The organism is Streptomyces sp. URMC 124, assembly GCF_051386455.1.
Classification (GTDB): domain Bacteria; phylum Actinomycetota; class Actinomycetes; order Streptomycetales; family Streptomycetaceae; genus Streptomyces.
This window is the reverse complement of the sequence record NZ_JBPQTS010000025.1, coordinates 34,971-54,842: the sequence shown is the minus strand read 5'-3', so window position 1 is coordinate 54,842 and position 19,872 is coordinate 34,971. Positions and strand designations below refer to the sequence as shown.

17 protein-coding genes, 1 tRNA gene and 1 pseudogene are annotated in these 19,872 nt (G+C 72.6%); 8 read left to right on the top strand and 11 right to left on the bottom strand.

Annotated features, from left to right (window positions below; translation table 11 throughout):
- Positions 1 to 40: 40 nt before the first annotated feature.
- Complete coding sequence (locus ACSNOG_RS07920; protein ID WP_436751828.1) at positions 41 to 1,141, bottom strand: calcium:proton antiporter; 1,101 nt, start codon at positions 1,139 to 1,141, stop codon at positions 41 to 43.
- A 284-nt stretch (positions 1,142 to 1,425) separates the two neighbouring features.
- Positions 1,426 to 1,498, bottom strand: a tRNA-Ala gene (locus ACSNOG_RS07915).
- A 164-nt stretch (positions 1,499 to 1,662) separates the two neighbouring features.
- Between ACSNOG_RS07915 and ACSNOG_RS07910 the strand changes: the two genes are divergently transcribed.
- Positions 1,663 to 3,243 (top strand): purine-cytosine permease family protein, encoded by a 1,581-nt coding sequence (locus ACSNOG_RS07910; RefSeq protein ID WP_436751827.1) that lies wholly within the window; start codon positions 1,663 to 1,665, stop codon positions 3,241 to 3,243.
- Between the two features lie 355 nt (positions 3,244 to 3,598).
- Here ACSNOG_RS07910 and ACSNOG_RS07905 read toward each other — a convergent pair whose 3' ends face one another.
- Complete coding sequence (locus ACSNOG_RS07905; RefSeq protein ID WP_436751826.1) at positions 3,599 to 4,114, bottom strand: hypothetical protein; 516 nt, start codon at positions 4,112 to 4,114, stop codon at positions 3,599 to 3,601.
- A 286-nt stretch (positions 4,115 to 4,400) separates the two neighbouring features.
- On the opposite strand from ACSNOG_RS07905, the gene ACSNOG_RS07900 reads away from it, so the two are divergent.
- The gene (locus ACSNOG_RS07900; protein WP_436751825.1) at positions 4,401 to 4,850 is read left to right on the top strand and encodes a hypothetical protein; all 450 of its coding nucleotides are present in this window, start codon (positions 4,401 to 4,403) and stop codon (positions 4,848 to 4,850) included.
- Positions 4,847 to 6,826 carry a caspase family protein gene (locus ACSNOG_RS07895; protein WP_436751824.1) on the top strand — a complete coding sequence of 660 codons (1,980 nt, stop codon included), beginning with the start codon at positions 4,847 to 4,849 and terminating at the stop codon, positions 6,824 to 6,826. The genes ACSNOG_RS07900 and ACSNOG_RS07895 overlap by 4 nt, the downstream gene beginning before the upstream one ends.
- Before the next feature lie 115 nt (positions 6,827 to 6,941).
- On the opposite strand, the gene ACSNOG_RS07890 is transcribed toward ACSNOG_RS07895, so the two are convergent.
- Entirely contained in the window at positions 6,942 to 7,421 is a 480-nt protein-coding gene (locus ACSNOG_RS07890; protein WP_436751823.1) for a MarR family winged helix-turn-helix transcriptional regulator, read from the bottom strand.
- Positions 7,422 to 7,540: 119 nt separating this feature from the next.
- Between ACSNOG_RS07890 and ACSNOG_RS07885 the strand changes: the two genes are divergently transcribed.
- Positions 7,541 to 7,951: an organic hydroperoxide resistance protein gene (locus ACSNOG_RS07885; RefSeq protein WP_436751822.1), complete on the top strand. Its 411-nt coding sequence runs from the start codon at positions 7,541 to 7,543 to the stop codon at positions 7,949 to 7,951.
- Between the two features lie 33 nt (positions 7,952 to 7,984).
- On the opposite strand, the gene ACSNOG_RS07880 is transcribed toward ACSNOG_RS07885, so the two are convergent.
- The 3 genes from ACSNOG_RS07880 to ACSNOG_RS07870 form a co-directional block, all read right to left on the bottom strand.
- On the bottom strand, positions 7,985 to 8,638 hold the full coding sequence (locus ACSNOG_RS07880; RefSeq protein ID WP_436751821.1) for a hypothetical protein: 654 nt from the start codon (positions 8,636 to 8,638) through the stop codon (positions 7,985 to 7,987).
- Positions 8,639 to 8,777: 139 nt separating this feature from the next.
- Positions 8,778 to 9,491 carry a hypothetical protein gene (locus ACSNOG_RS07875; protein ID WP_436751820.1) on the bottom strand — a complete coding sequence of 238 codons (714 nt, stop codon included), beginning with the start codon at positions 9,489 to 9,491 and terminating at the stop codon, positions 8,778 to 8,780.
- A gap of 41 nt (positions 9,492 to 9,532) precedes the next feature.
- Positions 9,533 to 10,087: a GNAT family N-acetyltransferase gene (locus ACSNOG_RS07870; protein ID WP_436751819.1), complete on the bottom strand. Its 555-nt coding sequence runs from the start codon at positions 10,085 to 10,087 to the stop codon at positions 9,533 to 9,535.
- 228 nt (positions 10,088 to 10,315) lie between these two features.
- Between ACSNOG_RS07870 and ACSNOG_RS07865 the strand changes: the two genes are divergently transcribed.
- The 3 genes and pseudogenes from ACSNOG_RS07865 to ACSNOG_RS07855 all read left to right on the top strand — a co-directional run bounded on the left by ACSNOG_RS07865 (position 10,316) and on the right by ACSNOG_RS07855 (position 13,587).
- Positions 10,316 to 12,706: an ATP-binding protein gene (locus ACSNOG_RS07865; protein WP_436751818.1), complete on the top strand. Its 2,391-nt coding sequence runs from the start codon at positions 10,316 to 10,318 to the stop codon at positions 12,704 to 12,706.
- A gap of 109 nt (positions 12,707 to 12,815) precedes the next feature.
- A pseudogene (locus ACSNOG_RS07860) lies at positions 12,816 to 13,085 on the top strand (amidohydrolase family protein); the annotation flags it as partial.
- A gap of 124 nt (positions 13,086 to 13,209) precedes the next feature.
- Positions 13,210 to 13,587 (top strand): amidohydrolase family protein, encoded by a 378-nt coding sequence (locus ACSNOG_RS07855; protein ID WP_436751817.1) that lies wholly within the window; start codon positions 13,210 to 13,212, stop codon positions 13,585 to 13,587.
- 31 nt (positions 13,588 to 13,618) lie between these two features.
- On the opposite strand, the gene ACSNOG_RS07850 is transcribed toward ACSNOG_RS07855, so the two are convergent.
- The 4 genes from ACSNOG_RS07850 to ACSNOG_RS07835 all read right to left on the bottom strand — a co-directional run bounded on the left by ACSNOG_RS07850 (position 13,619) and on the right by ACSNOG_RS07835 (position 17,631).
- The gene (locus ACSNOG_RS07850; protein WP_436751816.1) at positions 13,619 to 14,605 is read right to left on the bottom strand and encodes a cation diffusion facilitator family transporter; all 987 of its coding nucleotides are present in this window, start codon (positions 14,603 to 14,605) and stop codon (positions 13,619 to 13,621) included.
- 110 nt (positions 14,606 to 14,715) lie between these two features.
- Complete coding sequence (locus tag ACSNOG_RS07845) at positions 14,716 to 15,699, bottom strand: hypothetical protein (protein WP_436751815.1); 984 nt, start codon at positions 15,697 to 15,699, stop codon at positions 14,716 to 14,718.
- Positions 15,683 to 16,291: a PadR family transcriptional regulator gene (locus tag ACSNOG_RS07840; protein WP_436751814.1), complete on the bottom strand. Its 609-nt coding sequence runs from the start codon at positions 16,289 to 16,291 to the stop codon at positions 15,683 to 15,685. Before ACSNOG_RS07840 ends, ACSNOG_RS07845 begins: the two co-directional genes overlap by 17 nt.
- Before the next feature lie 89 nt (positions 16,292 to 16,380).
- The gene (locus ACSNOG_RS07835) at positions 16,381 to 17,631 is read right to left on the bottom strand and encodes an MFS transporter (protein ID WP_436751813.1); all 1,251 of its coding nucleotides are present in this window, start codon (positions 17,629 to 17,631) and stop codon (positions 16,381 to 16,383) included.
- 301 nt (positions 17,632 to 17,932) lie between these two features.
- Between ACSNOG_RS07835 and ACSNOG_RS07830 the strand changes: the two genes are divergently transcribed.
- The gene (locus ACSNOG_RS07830; RefSeq protein WP_436751812.1) at positions 17,933 to 19,852 is read left to right on the top strand and encodes a B12-binding domain-containing radical SAM protein; all 1,920 of its coding nucleotides are present in this window, start codon (positions 17,933 to 17,935) and stop codon (positions 19,850 to 19,852) included.
- The last annotated feature ends 20 nt before the right edge of the window (positions 19,853 to 19,872 follow it).

Below are 19,872 nucleotides of genomic sequence, written 5' to 3'. Positions count from 1 at the left end.
CCCCCGTGCCGGTCCCCACTGCCGTGCCCCCCTGCGTCCCTCAAGGACTGACCGCCAGCACCACGTAAGCGGCCAGCAAGGAGAGGTGCACGCCGCCCTGGAGCGGGGTGGCGCGGCCCGGGATCACCGTCAGGGTGCCGACGGCGACGGTGAGGGCGAGCAGCACCATGTGGGTCGCGCCGAGGCCGAGGAGGAGGGGGCCGTCCAGCCAGACCGAGGCGACCGCGACGGCGGGGATGGTCAGGCCGATGCTGGCCATGGCCGAGCCGAGGCCGAGGTTGAGGCTGGTCTGGACGCGGTCGCGGCGGGCGGCGCGCAGGGCGGCGATGGTCTCGGGGAGCAGCACGAGCAGGGCGATGACGACGCCGACGACGGAGGCGGGCAGGCCCGCGGCGGCCACGCCGGATTCGATCGCCGGGGAGACGCCCTTGGCCAGGCCGACGACCGAGACCAGGGCGACGGCGAGCAGGCCGAGGCTGGTCAGGGCGGTGCGGGCCGTGGGCGGGTCGGCGTGGTCGTCGTGGTCGATGACCTCGCCCTGGGCGGTCACGGGGAGAAAGTAGTCGCGGTGGCGCACGGTCTGGGTCGCCACGAACAGGCCGTAGAGGAGGAGCGAGGCCACCGCGGCGAAGACGAGCTGGGCCGGGGAGAACTGCGGGCCCGGGGTGCTGGTGGTGAAGGTCGGCAGGGCCAGGCTCAGGCCGGCCAGGGTGGCCACGGTGGCGAAGGCGGCTCCGGTGCCCTCCGCGTTGAAGACGGCCACGCGGCGGCGGAGGGCTCCCACGAGGAGAGAGAGCCCGACGATGCCGTTGCAGGTGATCATGACGGCGGCGAAGACGGTGTCGCGGGCCAGGGAGGCGCTCTTGTCGCCTCCGTCGGCCATGAGCGTGACGATGAGGGCCACTTCGATGACGGTGACCGCGACGGCGAGGACGAGCGATCCGAAGGGCTCGCCGACCCGGTGCGCGATCACCTCCGCGTGGTGCACGGCGGAGAGCACGGCGCCGGCCAGGCAGCAGCTGACCAGGGCCACCATCCCGGCGGACAGTGACCGCCCCCAGGTCAGGGCCAGGACGACGGCGGCGAGCGCCGGGACGAGGGCGGGCCAGCGTGCGGCAAGCAAGTGGAGCCGAGAGTTCATACGGAAAGCTTCGCAGATTGACGCTGATGTCCCGTTTGGCGGAGGTTTCGCACTCGTCGCCGGGCGTCGCCGCCCCGGGCCGTCCTCGCCCTTGCCCAGTCCGCGGCTGGTAGGACTGGGCAAGGGCAGCGTGCCGCGGTCATGAAGGATCTTGGGCCGTCCGATGATCCGAGAAACGCCCGTCACCCGGACGGGTGCGCAAACTCCCCCCATCGGGGAACGCACGGGGAACGCACAACAGGACGGAGGCCACCCGGCGTGGGTGGCCTCCGTCCCGTTCACTGTGGAGCTAAGGAGAATTGAACTCCTGACCTCCTGCATGCCATGCAGGCGCTCTACCAACTGAGCTATAGCCCCGTGTTCAACTGTTCTACCAGTGCTGCTGTCCTGCTGCTCTGCTTTTCGCCCGGTTTCCCCGGCGACATCGGCAATATTACACGACGGCAGCCCACCCGTTGACTCCGGTTTTCGGCCCGTGCCAGATTCTGCGCACCATCGCGCGAGCCAGGAGTGTGGCACCCATGACGTCGCCCGGACAGCCGTCGGCCCGATCCCCCCTCGCCCCGGAACGCCGGACGATCGAGGTCATCCCGGATGCCGAGCGCCACGGCGCCCCGCACGGCCAGTTCACGCTCTGGTTCGGCGCGAGCATGCAGATCACCGCCGTCGTCGACGGCGCCTTGGCGGTCGTCTTCGGCGCCGACGCGCTGTGGGCGATCCCGGCGCTCCTCGCCGGCAACGTCCTCGGCGGCGTGGTGATGGCCCTGCACTCCGCCCAGGGGCCGCGACTCGGGGTGCCCCAGATGATTTCGAGCCGCGCGCAGTTCGGTGTGTTCGGGGCGGTGGTCCCGCTCGTGATGGTGGTCCTGATGTACCTGGGCTTCGCGGCGACGGGGTCCGTACTGGCAGGGCAGGCCGTCCGCAGGCTCCTGCACCTGCACGACACGACCACCGGGATCCTGGTCTTCGGCGCGCTGACCGCCGCCGTCGCCCTGGCCGGCTACCGCCTCATCCACCTCGCGGGCCGGGTGGCGACCGTGGTCGGCGCCGTCGGTCTCGGCTACCTCCTCATAGCCGTGTTCGTCCGGTACGACGTGGCCGCGCACGTCGGCCGGCAGTCCTTCGACGCCGCGACGTTCCTCCTCGCCGTCTCGCTCGGCGCCGGCTGGCAGCTCACCTTCGGCCCCTACGTGGCCGACTACTCGCGCTACCTGCCCCGTACCACCAGCGCGCGGGCGGCCTTCTGGTCGACCTTCTCCGGCAGCGTCCTCGGATCGCAGTGGGCCATGACCCTGGGCGCCCTGATCGCGGCCGTGGCGGGCGAGTCGTTCCTGGCCGACCAGGTCGGGTTCGTCGGCGAGCTGGCCGGGCCCGCGGCCGCCGGCTTCCTGATCTACCTGGTGGTGCTGGTGGGCAAGCTCACCGTCAACTGCCTCAACGCGTACGGCGGCTTCATGTCGGTCCTGACGACGGTGACCGCCTTCGACGGCCGGTCCACGATCACACCGGCCGCCCGCGCGCTGTACATCACCGCCTTCACGGCGGTGGCCACCGCGGTCGCGGTCGCGGCGAGCGCGGACTTCCTCGACAACTTCAAGAACTTCGTCCTGCTGCTGCTCATGGTGTTCACGCCCTGGAGCGCCATCAACCTGACCGACTATTACCTCGTGTCGCGCGAGCGCGTCGACATACCCGCGCTGTACGACCCGGACGGTCGCTACGGCAGGTGGAACGTGCCCGCGCTCAGCAGCTACGCCCTCGGCGTGCTCGCCCAGATCCCGTTCCTGGCCCAGAAGCTCTACACCGGTCCGCTGACTCCCCTGCTCGGCGGCGCGGACGTCTCCTGGATCGTGGGCCTGTCCTTCACCGCGGCCGTCTACCTCCCCTGGGCCCGGCACACCGCCGACCCGCCCCCGGAGACCGTCCGCCCGGCCGGAGCGCCGGAGGGCGACGAGGACACCGAGAAGGTAAGCAGTACTCATGCCCCTCCGGCGCAGCGCGTCCGGATCCGGCCGGTGGTGGCACACCGGCCGGTCCGCGGTCGCCGTGCCGCTGGGGCTCATCGCCCTGGTGGTGGTCGTCGACCTGCTGACGCCCCCTGACATCCACCTGGGCCCCTCCTGGTCGCCGCCCCGGCGATCAGCGCGGCCATCGGCGGGGCCCAAGTGGTGATCGGCGTCTTCCACGGAGGGGCCTGGTGGTTCGGCGTCTCCAGGCCGCGGCTGGGACCCCTGAGGATCGCCTCGATGTACGTGGCACTGGGACATGACGGAGCCCACCGACGGCCGGACGACCGGTGAGGGCTTGATCACCGCCGCGGTCCTCGACATCCCGGACGACCAGCCGGTGCTCCGGCTGATCAACTGCGGGCACCCGCCCCCGCTCGTGCTGAGCGACGGCAAGGTCACCACCCTGACCGTACCCCGCAACCTCAACGGGCTTTCGCGACCAGGCTTTTCAGGAGCCGGTCCGGCGGCGCCGGTGGTAGGCGTACGTCACGGCCAGCACCAACGGCCCCCACAGGACGAACAGGCCGCCGACCACGTCCGCCAGCACCCTCCACCCCACGCTCGTGTACGGGACGTCGGCGAAGCCGCCGATCTCGAACACGCACAGCACCCAGTCGACGAGCAGCCACGTGAGGAAGAGGCCGCCGAGGGTGGCGGGGACGAGTGCCACCGCGGGCGGGATGCGCCTGCCGCCGAGCCGCGGAACCCACCGGGGCACGACCTCGCCCCAGGGCCGGACCAGCCCCCGGCACAGCAGGGCGGCGGCCTCGGTCAGCAGGCTGAGCGCGCCGACGTACGCCACGGCGGCCCAGCGCGCCAGCGCCATGGGCTCGACGTCCATGCCCATCGGATGGCCGAAGCCGATGGGCAGCCGCCACAGGCACACGGGCAGGGCGAGCAGGGGGAGCAGGCGGACGATGCGCTCCGCCCACAGCGGCACGGGGCGCTCGGTCCCGGTGTCCACCGTCCTCGCACGTTCCGTGTTCTTCCCTGGTGTGGTGCCTTCGGCTGTAGTGCTCGCGCTCGTTGCCATGCGACCACTCTTCCGGCCGCCCGCCGCGCGGGGATCATGCGCGCGGACGGTCCGGCTCCGCCGCACGGCGGAGCGCGGCGACCGGCGACCGGCGAGCGGCGAGCACACCGCCGGCACCGACCGGGCCCGGAGGCGAAGGGCCCCGGACCCTGGTTGCGCAGGGGTAGGAGGGATCACAGACTGGAAGTGAGCCGGAACGAGGCCGGACGAGGGGCGCATGCGGGTGGAGAACGAACTGCAGATCCTCCTGTCCGAGGAGGGCGCGGACGCCGAGCACATCGAGAAGCTGACCGGCTACCTCCGCCGGGAGCTCCTCCGGCTCGACGTCGACGACGTGACGTCCCTCCCGGCCGCGGCGGAGGTGCCGCCGGGGGCGCGGGCGGTGGACGTCGCCCAGGTGGGTGCGCTGCTGGTGAACCTGGGTGCGGCCGCCGGGGCGCTGCAGCAGGTCGTCGGCGTCGTCCAGGGGTGGTGGGGCCGCTGCCGGGAGTCCCGGCCGTCGCTGCGGCTGACGTTCGACGACGACGTCCTGGAGCTCTCCGAGGCGACGCCGGAGCAGGTCACCGAGGCCTTCGACCTCTTCGTCCGCCGTCACACCCCGCATGGTGCCGTGCCTCCCGCGGACGCGCCGCCCGGTGAGGTGCCACCCGGTGAGGTGCCGCCATGACGGAGTCCCGGTTCGCGCTGATCATCGCCAACGACCGCTACCAGGACGAAGGGCTGAGGCAGCTGACGTCACCGGCGCAGGACGCCGAGGCGCTGGCGGGCGTCCTGGGCGATCCGCGGATCGGCGGGTTCGACGTCCGGATCCTTCGCAACGAGCCCTCGCACGTCATCAGCATGCGGCTCGACGACTTCTTCTCCGACCGGCGGCCCGCCGACACCCTCGTCGTCCACTTTTCCTGTCACGGGCTCAAGAGCGAGTCCGGCGAACTGTACTTCGCGGCCGGCAACACCCTGCCCCGGCGCCTGGCCTCCACCGCCGTGCCGGCCGACTTCGTACGCCGCTGCATGTCCTCCACCCGCGCCCGCAGCATCGTCCTCTTCCTGGACTGCTGCTACGGCGGCGCCTTCCCCCAGGGCGCGGTCCCCCGCGCCGCGGGCGACGTCAACGTCCTGGAGTCCTTCGCCGGCGAGAAGCTCGGCGGCGGGCGCGGCTGGGCCGTGATCACCGCCTCCAACTCCATGGAGTACGCCTTCGAGGGCGCCCAGCTGACGCGGACGTCCGGCCCGCGGCCGTCGGTGTTCACCAGCGCGCTCGTCTCCGGCCTCGCCACCGGGGAGGCCGACCTGGACGAGGACGGCCGGATCTCCCTCGACGAGCTGTACGACTACGTCTTCGACCGCGTACGGCAGGAGAACCCGCACCAGACCCCCAGCCGCAGCGTCGACATGCAAGGGGACCTGTACCTGGCCCGCAGCCGGCGGCAGCGGATCGTTCCCTCCCCCGTGCCCGGCGACGTGCGCGCCGCGATGCACAGCCCCGACCTCTACACCCGCCGCGGAGCCGTCGCCGAGCTGCGGGCCCGCATGGAGAACCCCGACCTGTCGGTCGCCGAGGGCGCCCGCGCCGCCCTCGCGGAGATGGCGCGCAAGGACATCCGGGCCGTGGCCGACGAAGCGGGCCGCGCCTTGGGCGAGGTGACCGTCGATCCGCACCCCGCCCGCCTGGACTTCGGCCCGGTCAGGCGGCACGCCCCCGCGCCGCACCGGCCGGTCCGCCTCCTCGGCCCGCCCCTGGCCCGCAGCTGCGCCGCCCACCCCGAGGCGGGCTGGCTGCGGGCCGCGGCAACTCCCGACGGGCTCGACGTCAGCGTCGACACCTCCGCGGGGCCGGGGCGCCTCGCCGGTGACATCGTGCTGAAGGGCGCCGTCGGGGAGGGGCGGATCCACGTGGAGGTGGAGCTGCTGCCGGTGACCGAAGGGCGGGCGGGGGTGCGCCCGGAGAGGCCGGACCGCCTGAGCAAGCCGGTGGCGGCGGGCAAGCCACCCGCGCCGCCTGCACGGCCGCCGACGCCGGCACCTCCACCACCGCCACCACCTCCGCCACCGGCGGCGGCCCACCCGCCCCTGCGGACGAGAACGCCGGTCAGGGAGCCGCCGGGCAGGCGGGATGCGGTCCGCACACCACCTTCCAAGACCGGACCGCCGGCAGCGTCACCCGCACGCCCCGCACGCCGGCCCACCGCGCAAGCGCCCACCTCGCAGGCGCCCCCCACGCCGTCGGTGCCGCACCCGCCTCCGGCGCCCGCGGGCCCGCAGCGCGCGCCGGCCCTCGCGGCCGCCGCCCTGGGCCTGTCCGTCGCCTCGCTGGTCACGCTCGTCCTGGCCGCGGCTGCGGCGCTCCAGGCGGTGGAAGCGCGCGTGTACGACCCCAGGACGGACCTGGAGACGGAAGTCGCCGAAGCCGGCATGACGGGGCCGCTCGTCGCGTCCCTGATCACGGCGGTCCTGGCGCTGGTCGTCGTCACGGTCGCCCGCACCAGCCTGGGCTCGTCGGCGGCATCACAAACGCACTATGCGGAGGGCCCCGCGCACGCGACCCGAGTCCTCACCCGGACGGCCAAAATCATCGCCGTCCCGGCACTGATCCTGGCCGCGCTGCTCCTCCTCGCGTACCTCATCGCCAGGGCCTACGCCTGAGCCGGTCGGCGAGGCACTCACCTTCACCGAAGCGCCGCACATCCGGTGCGTCGCCACGGTGCAGATCCGCGGCCGCGCGCCGTCCGCTTCGTGGAGGGCGTAGAGGCCAGTCCTGCTACCGGCCCTCGCCCTGCGCCGCGTCGAGGTTCCCCGTGAGCCGTTCCAGCAGTGCCCGCAGGGTGAGGGCCTCTTCGAGCGACAGCCCGGTCGCGGTGACGATCCGGCGGGGAACGGGCAGGGCGCGTACGCGGAGGGCCTCGCCCGCCTCGGTGAGCCGGACCACGACCGAGCGCTCGTCCTCCGTGCTGCGCTCGCGCGTCACCAGGCCGGCCGCCTCCAGCCGCTTGAGCAGCGGGGAGAGCGTGCCGGAGTCGAGCCGCAGCCGCTCGCCGATGGCCTTGACGGGCCGGGCGCCGGGCTCCTCCCACAGGACGAGCATCGCCAGGTACTGCGGATAGGTCAGACCGAGGTCCTTGAGGGCGTCGCGGTAGACGCCGCCGAAGGCCCGCGCGGCGGCGTTCAGGGAGAAGCAGATCTGGTGATCGAGGCGGAGCAGCTCCGCGTCGTCCGGGAGGGGGAAGGGCGGAGTGGTCATGGCCCCAGCGTATCCCGCACCCCCATTTAATTGTGCACAACTTAATCGTGTGCAATCATTGTGCTCATGCGGCGGGCCCGACCGGACCGCCGCACGGCAAGCAATCGAAGGGGTCTTCCATGGACGCGCTGTACACCGCTGTCGCCACCGCCAACGGCCGCGAGGGCCGCACCGTCAGCTCCGACGGCCGGCTCGACCTCGCCCTGGCCATGCCGGCCTCTCTGGGCGGCAACGGCCAGGGCACCAACCCCGAGCAGCTCTTCGCCGCCGGCTACGCGGCCTGCTTCGCCAGCGCCCTCGGCCTGGTCGGCCGCGAGGCCAAGGTCGACACGAAGGACGTCTCGGTCGCCGCCGAGGTCTCCATAGGCAAGGACGACTCCGGCTTCGGCCTCTCCGTCGTCCTCCGCGTCGAGCTCCCCGACACCCTGGCCGGCGAGACCGGCACCCGCCTGGTGGAGCAGGCCCACCAGGTCTGCCCGTACTCCAAGGCCACCCGCGGCAACATCCCCGTCGAGCTCGTCGTCGAGTAGCAGCGGCAACCGCAGGACGAGGGCGCGGCGGGATCAGCGCTTCGGGGGCGCCGGCAGCAGCTCCGCGTGCTTGACCGTGTAGCCGCCCTTGACGACGGGGGCGTACGGGGCGGGCGCCATGCAGGTGCCGACGGGCGCGTCGGGCGCGGCCTTGCCGTTCGGCATCAAGTTCACGCCGTTCCAGGAGAACCCCACCCGGTCCTTGGAGCGCCCCCCGTCCTTGCCCCCGTCGTAAACGCTGAACCCGACCCGGTGACCGAGGCTGTCCGGCCCACCGGGGCTGACCTTGGTGATGACCGCCGTCAGCGTCACGGTGCGGGGGCTGGTGACGAGGCAGTCCACGCGGCCCTCGGACGTGGTGGTCTTCTTCTTCACGGCGTCATAGTGCGAAACCTTGATCGTCCCTCTGGCGTCGATGGGAAGGCCCGTTGCGAATCCGGGCAACGGCCGGCTGAACGGATCGGCGTGGGCATCGAAGGAGAACGAACGGATGTCGTTGTCCTTGTAGTAGGGCAGGACGATTTCCCCGCTGCCGGTCACGCTCGCGTACTCCGGCTTCCTTTCACGATGGTCGGCGGACGCGGACACGGACCCGGAAGCCGAGGCCGAGGAAACACCGGTCATGGTGAGGCCGGCGGCAAGGGCGGCCAGCGCGGCAACCGACTTACGACGGGATGAGGAAATCACTGTGCTCTCCTGGGAGTTCGTGGTGCGGACGTGATCCATCCTTCACGTCCGCACCCTCCCGGATCGTCGGCCCCGAGCCGTATATCGCGCGGCACTCGGCCTCACCCGTGCGGCTATCCCCCGTCCCCCGCCGGGGTGACTACACCGGCGAGAGGACGTAGCAGCCCTTGGACTCTTCCTCATGGGTTTCGCTGCCCGGCACGTCGTCCCGGAAGTCGTGGAACCGGTATTGGCCGCGGTCCCGCAAGGTGGTCGCCGCCGCCTTGGACACCGCTACGCAAAAGCCTTCCCTGAGCGGCTCCTGCCCGCTCGCGCGTCGCAGCACCAAGGTGCCTTCGTACCTGCCGGCGGCGAATCCCCAGCCGACCGCGTTGAAGAGGAGCAGCGGCTGCTGCGGGGTGCTCTGGCTGACCAGGAGGGGGCTCGGGTCCGCCACCCGCTGGTAGGTGAGGTTGCGGGCTGCGGCGTCGTAGGAGAACGATCCCGTCTCGTCCCAGAAGAAGGCGGGCCCTTTGCCGCCCGGTGCGGTCGGCCGCAGGTGGAGCTCGACCTGGGTGATCACCTCGACGCGCTCGGTCTTGACCCGCGTCGACAGCGTCGGCTGGAAGTAGAGCCAGGTGTCCTTCCCCTGGGCGACGCGCGCGATGTGCGGCAGGGCGACATCGACGGAAGGCTCGCGCTGCAAGGCGACGAGGTTGTAGACCGAGAGCCCGAGGGCCACCACGCCCGCCAGCGTCCCGGCCCAGGCGTGCGCCTGTTCGTAGCGCCTCTTGGGGCTCGCCTCGGCGGTGGGCGTGCCCGGCGGGGGCGCGTCCCCGGGCCGGTCACCTGACGGGATCTTGCTGAATGCCATGCCCTCAGGGTCGGACGGCGGGCACCGTCCGGCCCGCATTGTCACCCCACCGGCCCACCGGCCCGTCGCGTGAGCACGCGCGTGGTGCTGCCGTCGTCCTCCGTGATGTCCCGGACGTGCTCGAATCCGAGCCGCTCCAGGACGACCAGGGAAGCCTTGTTCGGTTCGGCGACCGTGGCGTGCACCTCGGTCAGACCGAGCGTGCCGAAGCCGTAGGCGACGATCGCCTCCGCCAGCTCGGTGCCGAGACCGGAACCCCAGGCCTCCGGCGCGAGCGCGTAAATGATCTCGTACCCCCGGACCTCGTCGGTCCGCTTGATCTCCGCGTGCCCGACCAGGCGCCTGTCCGGCCGGCGCACGGCCCAGACGTCGAACAGGTTCCCCGCGTAGACCTTGGTGAAGATCCGCCCGAAGAGCGCCCGGTCCTCGTCCTCGCCGGCGGGACCGTCACCCATCCACCGGGACACGCGCGGGTCCTGGAAGAGGGCGACGAAGTCCTCTTCGTCCTCGGGCGTGTAGGGGGCCAGGAGAAGGCGTTCCGTACGCAGAACCGGCGTCGGTGCGGGTTTCGGCGTCGGTGTCGATGTCGGTGTCACGGGCGGTGACGCTACCCACGGGCAATCGGAGCGGCAATCGGGTTTCCCCGCACCTGGAGGAAGGAGACCGAGGCTGACGGGCCGTGAGACCTGACGGTCCGTTGCCGGTCGTTGCCGGAGAGTTGGCAACGACCGGCAACCGATAGCGGGTGGCGGGAGGCCGAGAGGTACGGTATCCCCCGGGACGCGGGGTGCGTCCCGTGATGCACGAGGCATGGGAGACGCAAGGTGTTGACCGGCGAGCACCTGCGTACCCTGCGCGTCCGGCGCGGCTGGTCGCTGGCCCGGCTGTCCCTCCAGGTCCACTACAGCAAGAGCTACTTGAGCCGGGTCGAGAACGGCCTGCGCCCCCTCAGCCTGGAACTGGCCGAGCGGTGCGACCGTGCCATGGACGCGGGCGACACCCTGGCCCGGCTGGTCCGCGAACGGCTCCGGGCCGAGGAGTCCGTAGACGCGGCCCAAGGGGTGGGCGGAAAGCCGGCAAGGCCGCGCACCGGGAGTCCGGTACCGGCCCAATTGCCCGCCGTGGGGCGGATGTGGGGCCGGGAGGCGGAGGCCGAGCGGGTCCGCACCTTCCTCGCCGGGCGCTCCGGTCCCGCCGTGGTGGCCGTGGACGGAATGGGCGGCGTCGGCAAGACGACCTTCGCCGTCACGCTCGCCGGAGGTCTGGCCTCGTCATGGCCGGGCGGGGTGCTCTTCGCCGACCTGGGTGCCCACGGTCCGTCCGGGCGACGGACGGCACCGGAGGACGTGGCGACCGGGCTGCTCCACGCCATGGGGCGGCCGCCGCAGAGCGTTCCGGTGGAACCGGCCGAGCGGCTCGCCCTGGTCCGCAGTGTGCTGGCGGAGCGCCGGGTGATCGTGGTGCTCGACGACGCCGCCGGTGCCGCTCAGGTGGCACCGCTGCTGCCGGCCGTCGGTGACAGTCTCGTCGTCGTCACCGGCCGGCGGCGGCTGACCGCCCTGAGCGTACGGCACGGTGCCTTGCGGATCCCCTTGGAGCCGTTGCCCGTCGACGAGGCGGTGGGGTTCCTGCGGAGCACCCTGGGGCGGCGGACGGCACCGGAGGTCCGGGCGGCAATACCGGCAATACCGGGATCCGGTGGCGCCCCTGCCGCCCCGGACGACAACGCACGCGACACGGACGGTACAGGCGGCACGGAGGGCACGGACGGCACCGACGCGACGCTGTCGGCCGTCGCCCGCTACTGCGGATGCCTCCCGCTCGCCCTGCGGATCGCGGCCGAGCACCTGGTGGAGTGGGGGGATCCGTTCACCGCCGCGCTGGCCGCGGAACCGGACGCCGGCAGTGCACGGCTGGACGTCCTGGCGGTGCCGGGAGAGAGCAGCGCCGAGGTGCGCTCGGTGTTCGTCTGGTCCTACCAGGCGCTCCCGCCCGACCAGGCGCGGGCGTTCCGGCTGCTGGCGCTGCACCCGGGCGCCGAGATGGGCGTGGAGGCCGCGGCGGCCGTCGTGGGCGAGCCGGCCGCGGCGGCCGGCCGGCTGCTCGGCGAACTGCGGGCCGCGAACCTCGTGATGGAGGTGCGGCCCGGCCGGTACCGGATGCACGACCTGCTGCGCGACTACGCGCGCGAGTGCGCCCGGGCCGACGAGACCCGGGAGGAACTGGCGGCGTGCACCGCACGCATCCTCGCCTGGTACCTGCACTCGGCCGAATCGGTGGCGGACGTGCTGCTGGGCCACGGCCGGCACCGGGCGGCGACCGTGGAAGTGCCCGCGCGGTGCGCGCCGTTGCTGTTCGCCTCGCTCGCGGAGGCGCTGGAGTGGTGCGAGGGCGAGCGGGCCAATCTGAAGGCGTGCGTCGAGGCCGCCGGCGCGGCGGGCAGTCCGGTGGCGTGGCAATTGCCCTACGCACTCTGGCCGTTCCTGTACCTGCGCCATCACCACGGCGACCTGCTGAGCATCGGAACCGTGGCCCGTACGGCGGCGGAGGGCAGCGGACCGCTCGCGGAGGCCTGCGCCGAGAGCGTGCTCGCCGCGGCCCGGGCGGGATTGCGGGATCACGAACGGGCCGGTGAGCACTACCGGCGGACGGTCGACCGGTTCGCCGCGGCGGGCGACGCAGTGGGCGAGAGCACGGCGCTGGTCGCGTACACGCTCTCCTGCCTGCACCGGCGCCTGGGAGCGGAGGCCGCCGGCCACGCGGCCCGCGCGGTGGACCTCTCGACCGGCGCGGGCGACGCGTGGTCCATGGGTGTGGCCCTCGGCGGCCTCGGCGAGCTGCGGATCGCGCTCGGCAGGCCCGAGCAGGCCGTCGACCCGCTGTACCGGGCGGAACAATTCCACCGCGCGCACGGCTCCCTGTGGCTCCAGGCCTCCACCTGGACGCTGATCGCCACCGCCCACCGGGAGATGGGCAACCACCACCAGGCCGAGACGTGTTACCGGACGGCACTCGACCTCCACGAACGCACCGGCATGCGCGCCGGAACCGCCCACGCCCTGCACCAGCTGGGCATCGGCTACCGGGCCCGGGGCCTCGCCCGGCAGGCCCGGCGGACGCTCCGACGCGCCCTGGAGATCTACGCATCGCTCGACGACCCGCGCGAGCAGGCCGTCCTGGAATGCCTGGCCGAAATCGAGGCCGGGAGCAAGTAGCGCACCGCGCGGCAGCTCACCGCCCCGGTGACCGTCATCTGCGCCGTACCGGCCGATACCGGGGGGAGGCTTCGTCCCCGGTCGGGCCACGGTGCCGGGCTCCGGCTCCATGTCGGTCACGCCCCAGTCACCGCACTTCACCGACCGTGAGCACGCCGTGCGTGCCGCGCGCACGGTGAACGACCTGTACGCGGAGGTGGTGCGGCGATGGCCGGACCGGTTCCGGGCGTTCGCCGCGCTGCCGTTCCCGCACACGGACGCCGCGCTGGAGGAACTGGCGCGAGCACTCGACGAGCTGGGCATGGCGGGGGCGTGCACGACGACGTCGGTCCTGGGGCGCTCGGTGGCGGACCCGGCGTTCGAGCCGGTCTTCGCGGAGCTGGACCGGCGCGGAAGCATCCTTTACGTGCACCCGGCGGGCACCGGCGCCGAGTCGCCGCTGATCCGCAGGCCACCGTCTGACGTGGACGATCGGCGCGCCCGTAGAGGACACCGTCGCCGTGATGCACCTGATTCCGGCCGGTGTGCCCAGCCGCTGTCCCCGGCTGAGGATCGTGATCTCGCACCTGGGAGGGGCTCTTCCCATGGTGCTGGCCCGGGCGGACAACCAGTACCTCTGGGAGGCGCCGGACATCCCGGAGAAGCCGAGCGCCGCGGCGCGCCGCATGTGGTACGACACGGTGGGACACGGACATGTGCCGGCGCTGTGGGCGGCCGTGGAGTCCCTGGGAGCCGACCGGCTGGTCCTGGGCACCGATTTCCCCCACCAGGCCGGTGAACAGTTCCTGACCGCCACCGACTACATCAGGCACTCGGGACTCCCCGACGCCCAGGCGACGGCCATCCTCGAGGAGAACGCCACCCGGCTGATCACGTCGTAAGCGCACGTCGTAAGCGGGGGCGGCCGGCGTGTCACGCGCCGTGGTGGGCAAGAAGGGCGTGCGGGTCGCCGCCCACGGGGGTGTGGTCGGTGTGCACGGTCACGGCGGTCAGCCGGGGGACGGCGTGGATCAGGGCGTGTTCGGCGGCAACGGCCAGCCGGTGGGCGTGGACGACGGTCAGGTGCGGATCCACGACGATGTCGGCCTCGGCGCGCAGGGCATGGCCGACCCAGCGGATCCGCACCTGCCCCACGTCGCGCACTCCGTCCACGCCGCGCAAGGTGTTCTCGGCGCTGTCGACGAGGTGCGGGTCGACGGAGTCCATCAGGCGGCGGAAGACCTCCCGGGCCGCGTCCTTCAGGACGAGGAGGATCGCGGCCGTGATGAGCAGGCCGACGACGGGGTCGGCCCAGCGCGCGCCCAAGGCGGCGCCCCCGGCGCCGAGGAGGACGGCCAGGGAGGTGAAGCCGTCGGTGCGGGCGTGCAGGCCGTCGGCGACCAGGGCCGCGGAGCCGATCCGCCGGCCGGTGCGGATGCGGTGCCGGGCCACCCACTCGTTGCCGGCGAAGCCGGCCAGCGCGGCCGCGGCCACCGCCCACAGGTGCGTGACGTCGCGGGGGTGCACGAGCCGGTCGACGGCCTCGTACGCCGCCAGGGCGGACGAGGCCGCCATGACCACGAGGACCGCGACGCCCGCCAGATCCTCGGCGCGCCCGTAACCGTAGGTGTAGCGGCGGTCGGCGGCCCGTCGCCCGAGCACGAACGCGATGCCCAGCGGTACGGCGGTCAGCGCGTCGGCGGCGTTGTGGAGGGTGTCGCCGAACAGTGCCACCGACCCGGAGAGCGCGGCGATCACGGCCTGGACGACCGTGGTGGCGCCCAGCACTCCGAGCGACAGCCACAAGGTGCGCATGCCCTCACGGGAGGCCTCCATCGCCGCGTCGACCTTGTCCGCGGCTTCGTGGCGGTGCGGGGTGAGGAGGTGGCCGAGTCTGTGCCGGAGCCTGTTTCCGTCCATGACACCCACGGTGGCACGCTGATCCGATTGCGGCTACCACCGTCCTACCTGCCGTGACCAGGTGCGACGGCTGCGCAAGTGGCCTTCCGGTCGGCCCGTCCCGCGCCCCCTCAGCCCAGCTCCGCGACGAGCGCCCGCATCGCGTCGAAGGCCGGCTTGGGGGTGTAGTCGTCGGTCATGAGACCGAACCGGTGGAACAGGCCGGGCTCCGCGCTGTCGGCGTCGCGCAGCGCGAAGTGGGTGTAGGTGCGGATGAGGAGTTCTTCCGCGAGGGCCGCGACGGTCCGTACGACGGTCTCGACCACGTCCGCCTGGCGCGCCATGGGGCGGTCGGGGCCGGTGGGCCAGCCGTGCTCGGTGATGTGCAGCGGGAGGTGTGCCAGGCCCGCGGGGGCCAGGACGGCGTCCCGGTGGTGGCGCAGCAGCCCTTCCGTGGCGGCCGCCAGGTCGGCGGCGGCGACGGGCCGGAAGACGTCGGGGAAGAAGTCCAGGCCCACGTAGTCCAGGTCGCCGACGAAGCTCGCCTTCCCCTGGTCGGTGAGGTCGGCGACGAAGGAGGCGGCGGGCCCGAAGAGGGGAGTGGTGTTGAAGCCGACGCGCAGGTGGTCGTGCCCGAGTTCCCGTGCCCGCGCCTTGACGGCGCGGACGCCTCGGGCGATCGCCTCCTGCACGCGGGGGTAGTAGCCGTCGAGCGTGGGCATCGTCGTGACGTTCGGCTCTTCGGTCACCTGCAGGGTGTGCGTAACGGCGCCGTATTGGTCGACCAGTTCGCGCAGGAACGCGCAGTAGCCGTCGACGTCTCCGGCTGCGGACCGGTACTGCGCCACCAAGTCCAGGCGGCGCCCCCGTCCCGCGTACTGCTCCGCGGCGGCCGGTGCCGACGTCGCGTGCGGCCCGCCGGGCCGGGTGGTCTCGTCGAACGCGGTGTAGGCCCGCACCAGGAAGGGACGTTCGGGCTCGCCTTGGAGGAGGCCGAGTGCGGTGGCTATGCGGGCGGGGTCGTCGGGCGGGCCTGCGGCCAGGCCTCCGGTGTCGTCACCGGTGACTCCGCCGGGGTAGATCCCGAAGAGGAGTCCGTCACGTGTGGTCGGCATCGGCGGTGCGGTTCCTCTCGGTCTCGGCGGGCCATGTCAGCGCGCCGGTGCGGATGTCGTCGATGACGGCGTCGATCCAGGCCGTCTCGGAGCGGGCGAGGTCGAGCGCGTATTCGGCTTCGATGACGTGCAGCCGGGGCACGCCGGCCTTCCGGGCGTCCGCGAGGCGTTCCTCGTCGGCCGCGGTGCGCTCGCGCAGGCGGCGGGCCCGCTCCGAGAGGGCGTCGACGGCGCCGTCGGGGCCGAGGGCGCCGAGGTAGGCGACCGCGCCGAGGAACTGCGAGAACTCCCGTTCGGGGCGGCGGATGTGGGAGTCCAGGCGTCGTACGAGCTCCTCGTAGCCGGCCTGCGTGAGGGCGTAGACGGTCTTCTCCGGACGGTTTCCGGACCGTTGCTGCCCTTCCACGGCTGCCCAGCCGGCTTCGGTCAGGGCGGCGACGACGTTGTAGAGCGAGCCCCGGTTGACGGCGGCGGCGTGGTGATCGCTGCGCGTGCGCAGCTCGGCGAGCATCTGGTAAGGGTGCGAGGGCTGTTCCAGCAGGAGGCCCAGCACGGCGAGCACGATCGGGTTGTCGAGGACGCGGCGCGGCATGACCCGAAGCCTATAGTCTAAATAGACCATTAGGCCATGGGGTCATGGAGTCATGGGGGGGTGGGCCATGGAGTCATGGGGTCATAGGGTCATGGGGAAGCTCGGGCCGGAGCTACGCCCGGCCCGGGGAGCCAGCGCGGCACTGCCAGGGCGAGCAGCAGCGGTACGGCGGCGAAACCGGCGATGACGACGGGGACACCGCCCCACAACGAGCCCAGGCCGTAGGCGATGTAGAAGGCGATGGCCACGGCGTCGGTGCCCAGCCCCGCCAGCGAGGTGACCGTGGCGCGCGCATCCGAGCGGACGGCGTCCTGGAGGCGGGCCTGCGACAGCACGATGGCCAGCTGGACGATGCCCAGGCACAGGGCCACGGGCACGATGCCCAGCGGGTGCCGCCCGAGGGAGCCCGTCGCGAGCAGCACCGCGGCGGCCGCGAGGGCGGCGGCCAGCCGCGGGGCGCGCAGCCCGGCCAGCGGTCCGGCGAGCCATCCGCCCAGGGCCTTGCCCACGACGGCGAGGATCACCAGCATCGGCACGAAGGCGGTGGACACGCCCGTCGAACGCACCAGCAGGGGAAGGTACTCGTCGATGACGAGGACCGCGGGGAGGACGGCGGCCACGGCGGCCGCCCGGCGCACCGCCGGATCGCCGCGCACCTCGGCCAGCCCCGCGCGGAGCATCGCGAGGTAGCGCGCGGCACTGCGTTCGGCCGCGCGGGCGTCGGAGAGAGCGCCGGAGACGACGTCGGAGCCGACGTCGGAGGGGGAGACGGAGACGAGCCCGACGCGTCGCGCATCGCGCCGCGTCTCCGGCAGATACAGCGCCGCCCCGGCCGTGGCCGCGCAGACCGCCGCGCTGAGGGCTTCGACCAGGACGTAGTGCCCCACCGCGAGCAGTGGGGTGGCCACGAGCGTGGCGAGCACGTTGGAGGCGAGGGCGCCGACGCGGGAGCGCCCCAGCAGCCGTGGATAGCTCGCGGCCGAGGCCCCGGCGGCGAGTTCGTCGTAGACCAGGGCTTCCAGGGTTCCCGAGGTGAGGGCGTGGCAGGCGCCCCAGAGCAGCACCCCGGCCACGAAGGCGGGGTAGGACGGTGCGAGCGCCCACAGGACGAAGCAGCCGGCGCGCAGGACGGCGCCGAGGGCGAGCAGCATCCGGCGTGAGGCGACGTCCGCCCAGGCTCCTGACGGCACTTCCAGGAGCAGCGCCGAGACGGCCAGCAGTCCGAACAGGGAGGAGACTTCGACGGAGCTCAGGCCGGCGTCGGCGAAGCGCAGGGCGACCACGGGGACGAGCGGGACGAAGTCGTTCAGCGCGGAGAAGACATAAAGCCCTCTGCGCAACCTGATGAACCCGGTTCCCCGCACCCCTTTCCCGCCTTCCCTGCTTTTCCTGCCCTCCCTGCCCTCCCCGCCTTCCCTGTCTTCCCTGTCTTCCCTGTCTCCCCCGAGAGAATGTTCCTGCCGGGAGCGAATGCCGCCGCCGGTTGCATGGGGCGTAAAACCACCTGGTCCGAGCCGGAAGTACGGCACAGAATGGGGCGGATCGACCCACGTCTTTCAGGCACCTTTCAGGCACCGTTCCGGGAGCGTGCACAGGTGTTCGGGGGTGCCTTGCGAGGCCTCCGACCCCTGAGGAGAAGCCATGCGCATCCTGCTGATGAAGCCACCGATCCGGGCCTGCATGGTGGAGGTCGGCCGGCACGTGCCGATCGGGCTCGCCTATCTGTCGTCCGCGCTGCGGGAGGCCGGACACCGGACGACGATCTTCGACGCCCTCTCCTTCACCGAGGACAACCACGTGGTTCCCGAGGACGAACTCACCGCGAAGGAGCGGGAGAAACTCCGGCACCACCCGCGCTGGCAGCACATCCTGCACTGGGGTGCGCGCCGGGAGCGGACGGAAGAGGCGCTGCGCGGCTGCAGGCCGGATGTCATCGGCATCTCCTGCATGTTCACGCCCTTCTACGAGTCCGCCTACGAGCTCGCGCGGCTGGCCAAGCGCATCCACCCGCGGGCGGTGGTCCTCCTGGGCGGTCAGCACGGCACCGTGAGCTTCCCGCACGCCCTGCAAGTGCCGGAGATCGACGTCGTGGTGCTCGGCGAGGCCGAGGCGACGGTCGGCCCGCTCGTCGCCGGGCTGGCGGGCGAACGCCGCCTGGACCGGCTGCCGGGGATCGCCTTCCGGTGCGGCGAGGGGTTCTGCGGATGTACGGAGCCGGGCGCTCCGCACATCCGCCCGCGGGCCCCGTTCGCCGCCGACCTCGACGCCCTCGCGCCGCCCGCCGCCGATCAGCTCGACTTCTCCCGCTACGACGGGACGACCACGCTCATCACCAGCCGCGGCTGTCCCTTCAGCTGCACTTTCTGCACCGTCCACGCCACCGTGGGGAAGGAGTTCCGGGCCCGGACCCCCGAAAACGTCGTCGACGAAATCGAACATTACGTCAACCGATTCGGCGTGCACCGGTTCCTCATCGAGGACGACAACTTCACCTTCGACATGGAGCGGGTCCGCTCGATATGCCGGATCATCAGGGAAAGGCGACTGCAGGTCAAACTCCGGCTGCCCAACGGAATCACCGTGCTGAAGCTCTCCGACGACCTCGTGGCGGAGATGGTCGCCGCCGGGTTCGAAAGCCTCTTCTTCGGCCTGGAGACGACCGACGCCGCGCGGCTGCGCCGCATGCGCAAGGGATTCACCTCACTGCCCAAGGTGGCCGCCGGGGCCTCGCTCTTCCGGCGGCACGGCCTCGACGTCAACGGCTCGCTCATCGTGGGACTCCCTGGCCAGAGCCTCGCCGACATCGCCCAGGACTCCGTGAACTGCGCGCTGGCCGGCGTGCGGTTCTACACCAACCCCTTCTACCCGATCCCCGGCTCCGCGGACTACCGGACCTGTCTGACGGCCGGACTCATCGACAGCCTCACCGAGCCCGCGCTCTTCGACCAGTTCAACTTCGCCTTCGGGAACGGAGAGGTCACACCCGAGGAGATGTACTGGGCGTGGTCGGTCACTCAGGCCATGGCCCTGTGGCCGCGCTACTTCGAGGAAGGCAGCCTGCGCCGCGAGCGGGGCGGCGAAGACGGCGGCGGAGTCTCTCTCGCCGAGGCGGCGGACCGCCTGGTCGCCCACAGCCGGGCCCTACTGGCGACGGGACGCCGGATGGACGTACCCGCCCTCGTGCGCGACGCCCGCACCGTCGGACCGGTCGGTGGCGGGGACGGAAACACGGGCGCCGGCGTATGGGTGCGTACGGACCCGGGCAGCTGCTTCTGCGCGACGCAGCAGGTCGTCGGGGCCGGGCACGCTCTCGCCGACGCGCCCGGCCTGTGCCTGTACTCCGGTGACGTGATCGCCGCCGCCCTGGCCGCGTACACGGGTGTGCCGCACGCCGCGGCCCAGCGCACCTCCGCCGCGGCGGGCGACGCCGAGGGCTGCACCTTCGAGGTGCGGCGCACGGACGCCGAACCGCTCGCGTCCGTCACCGCGGTGTTCCTCGACCGCCTGGACGCCACGCGGCGCGAACCCGGCCAGGAAGTGGTGGGCGCGTCCGTTCCGTAACCGGGCGGCAGGACACCGGC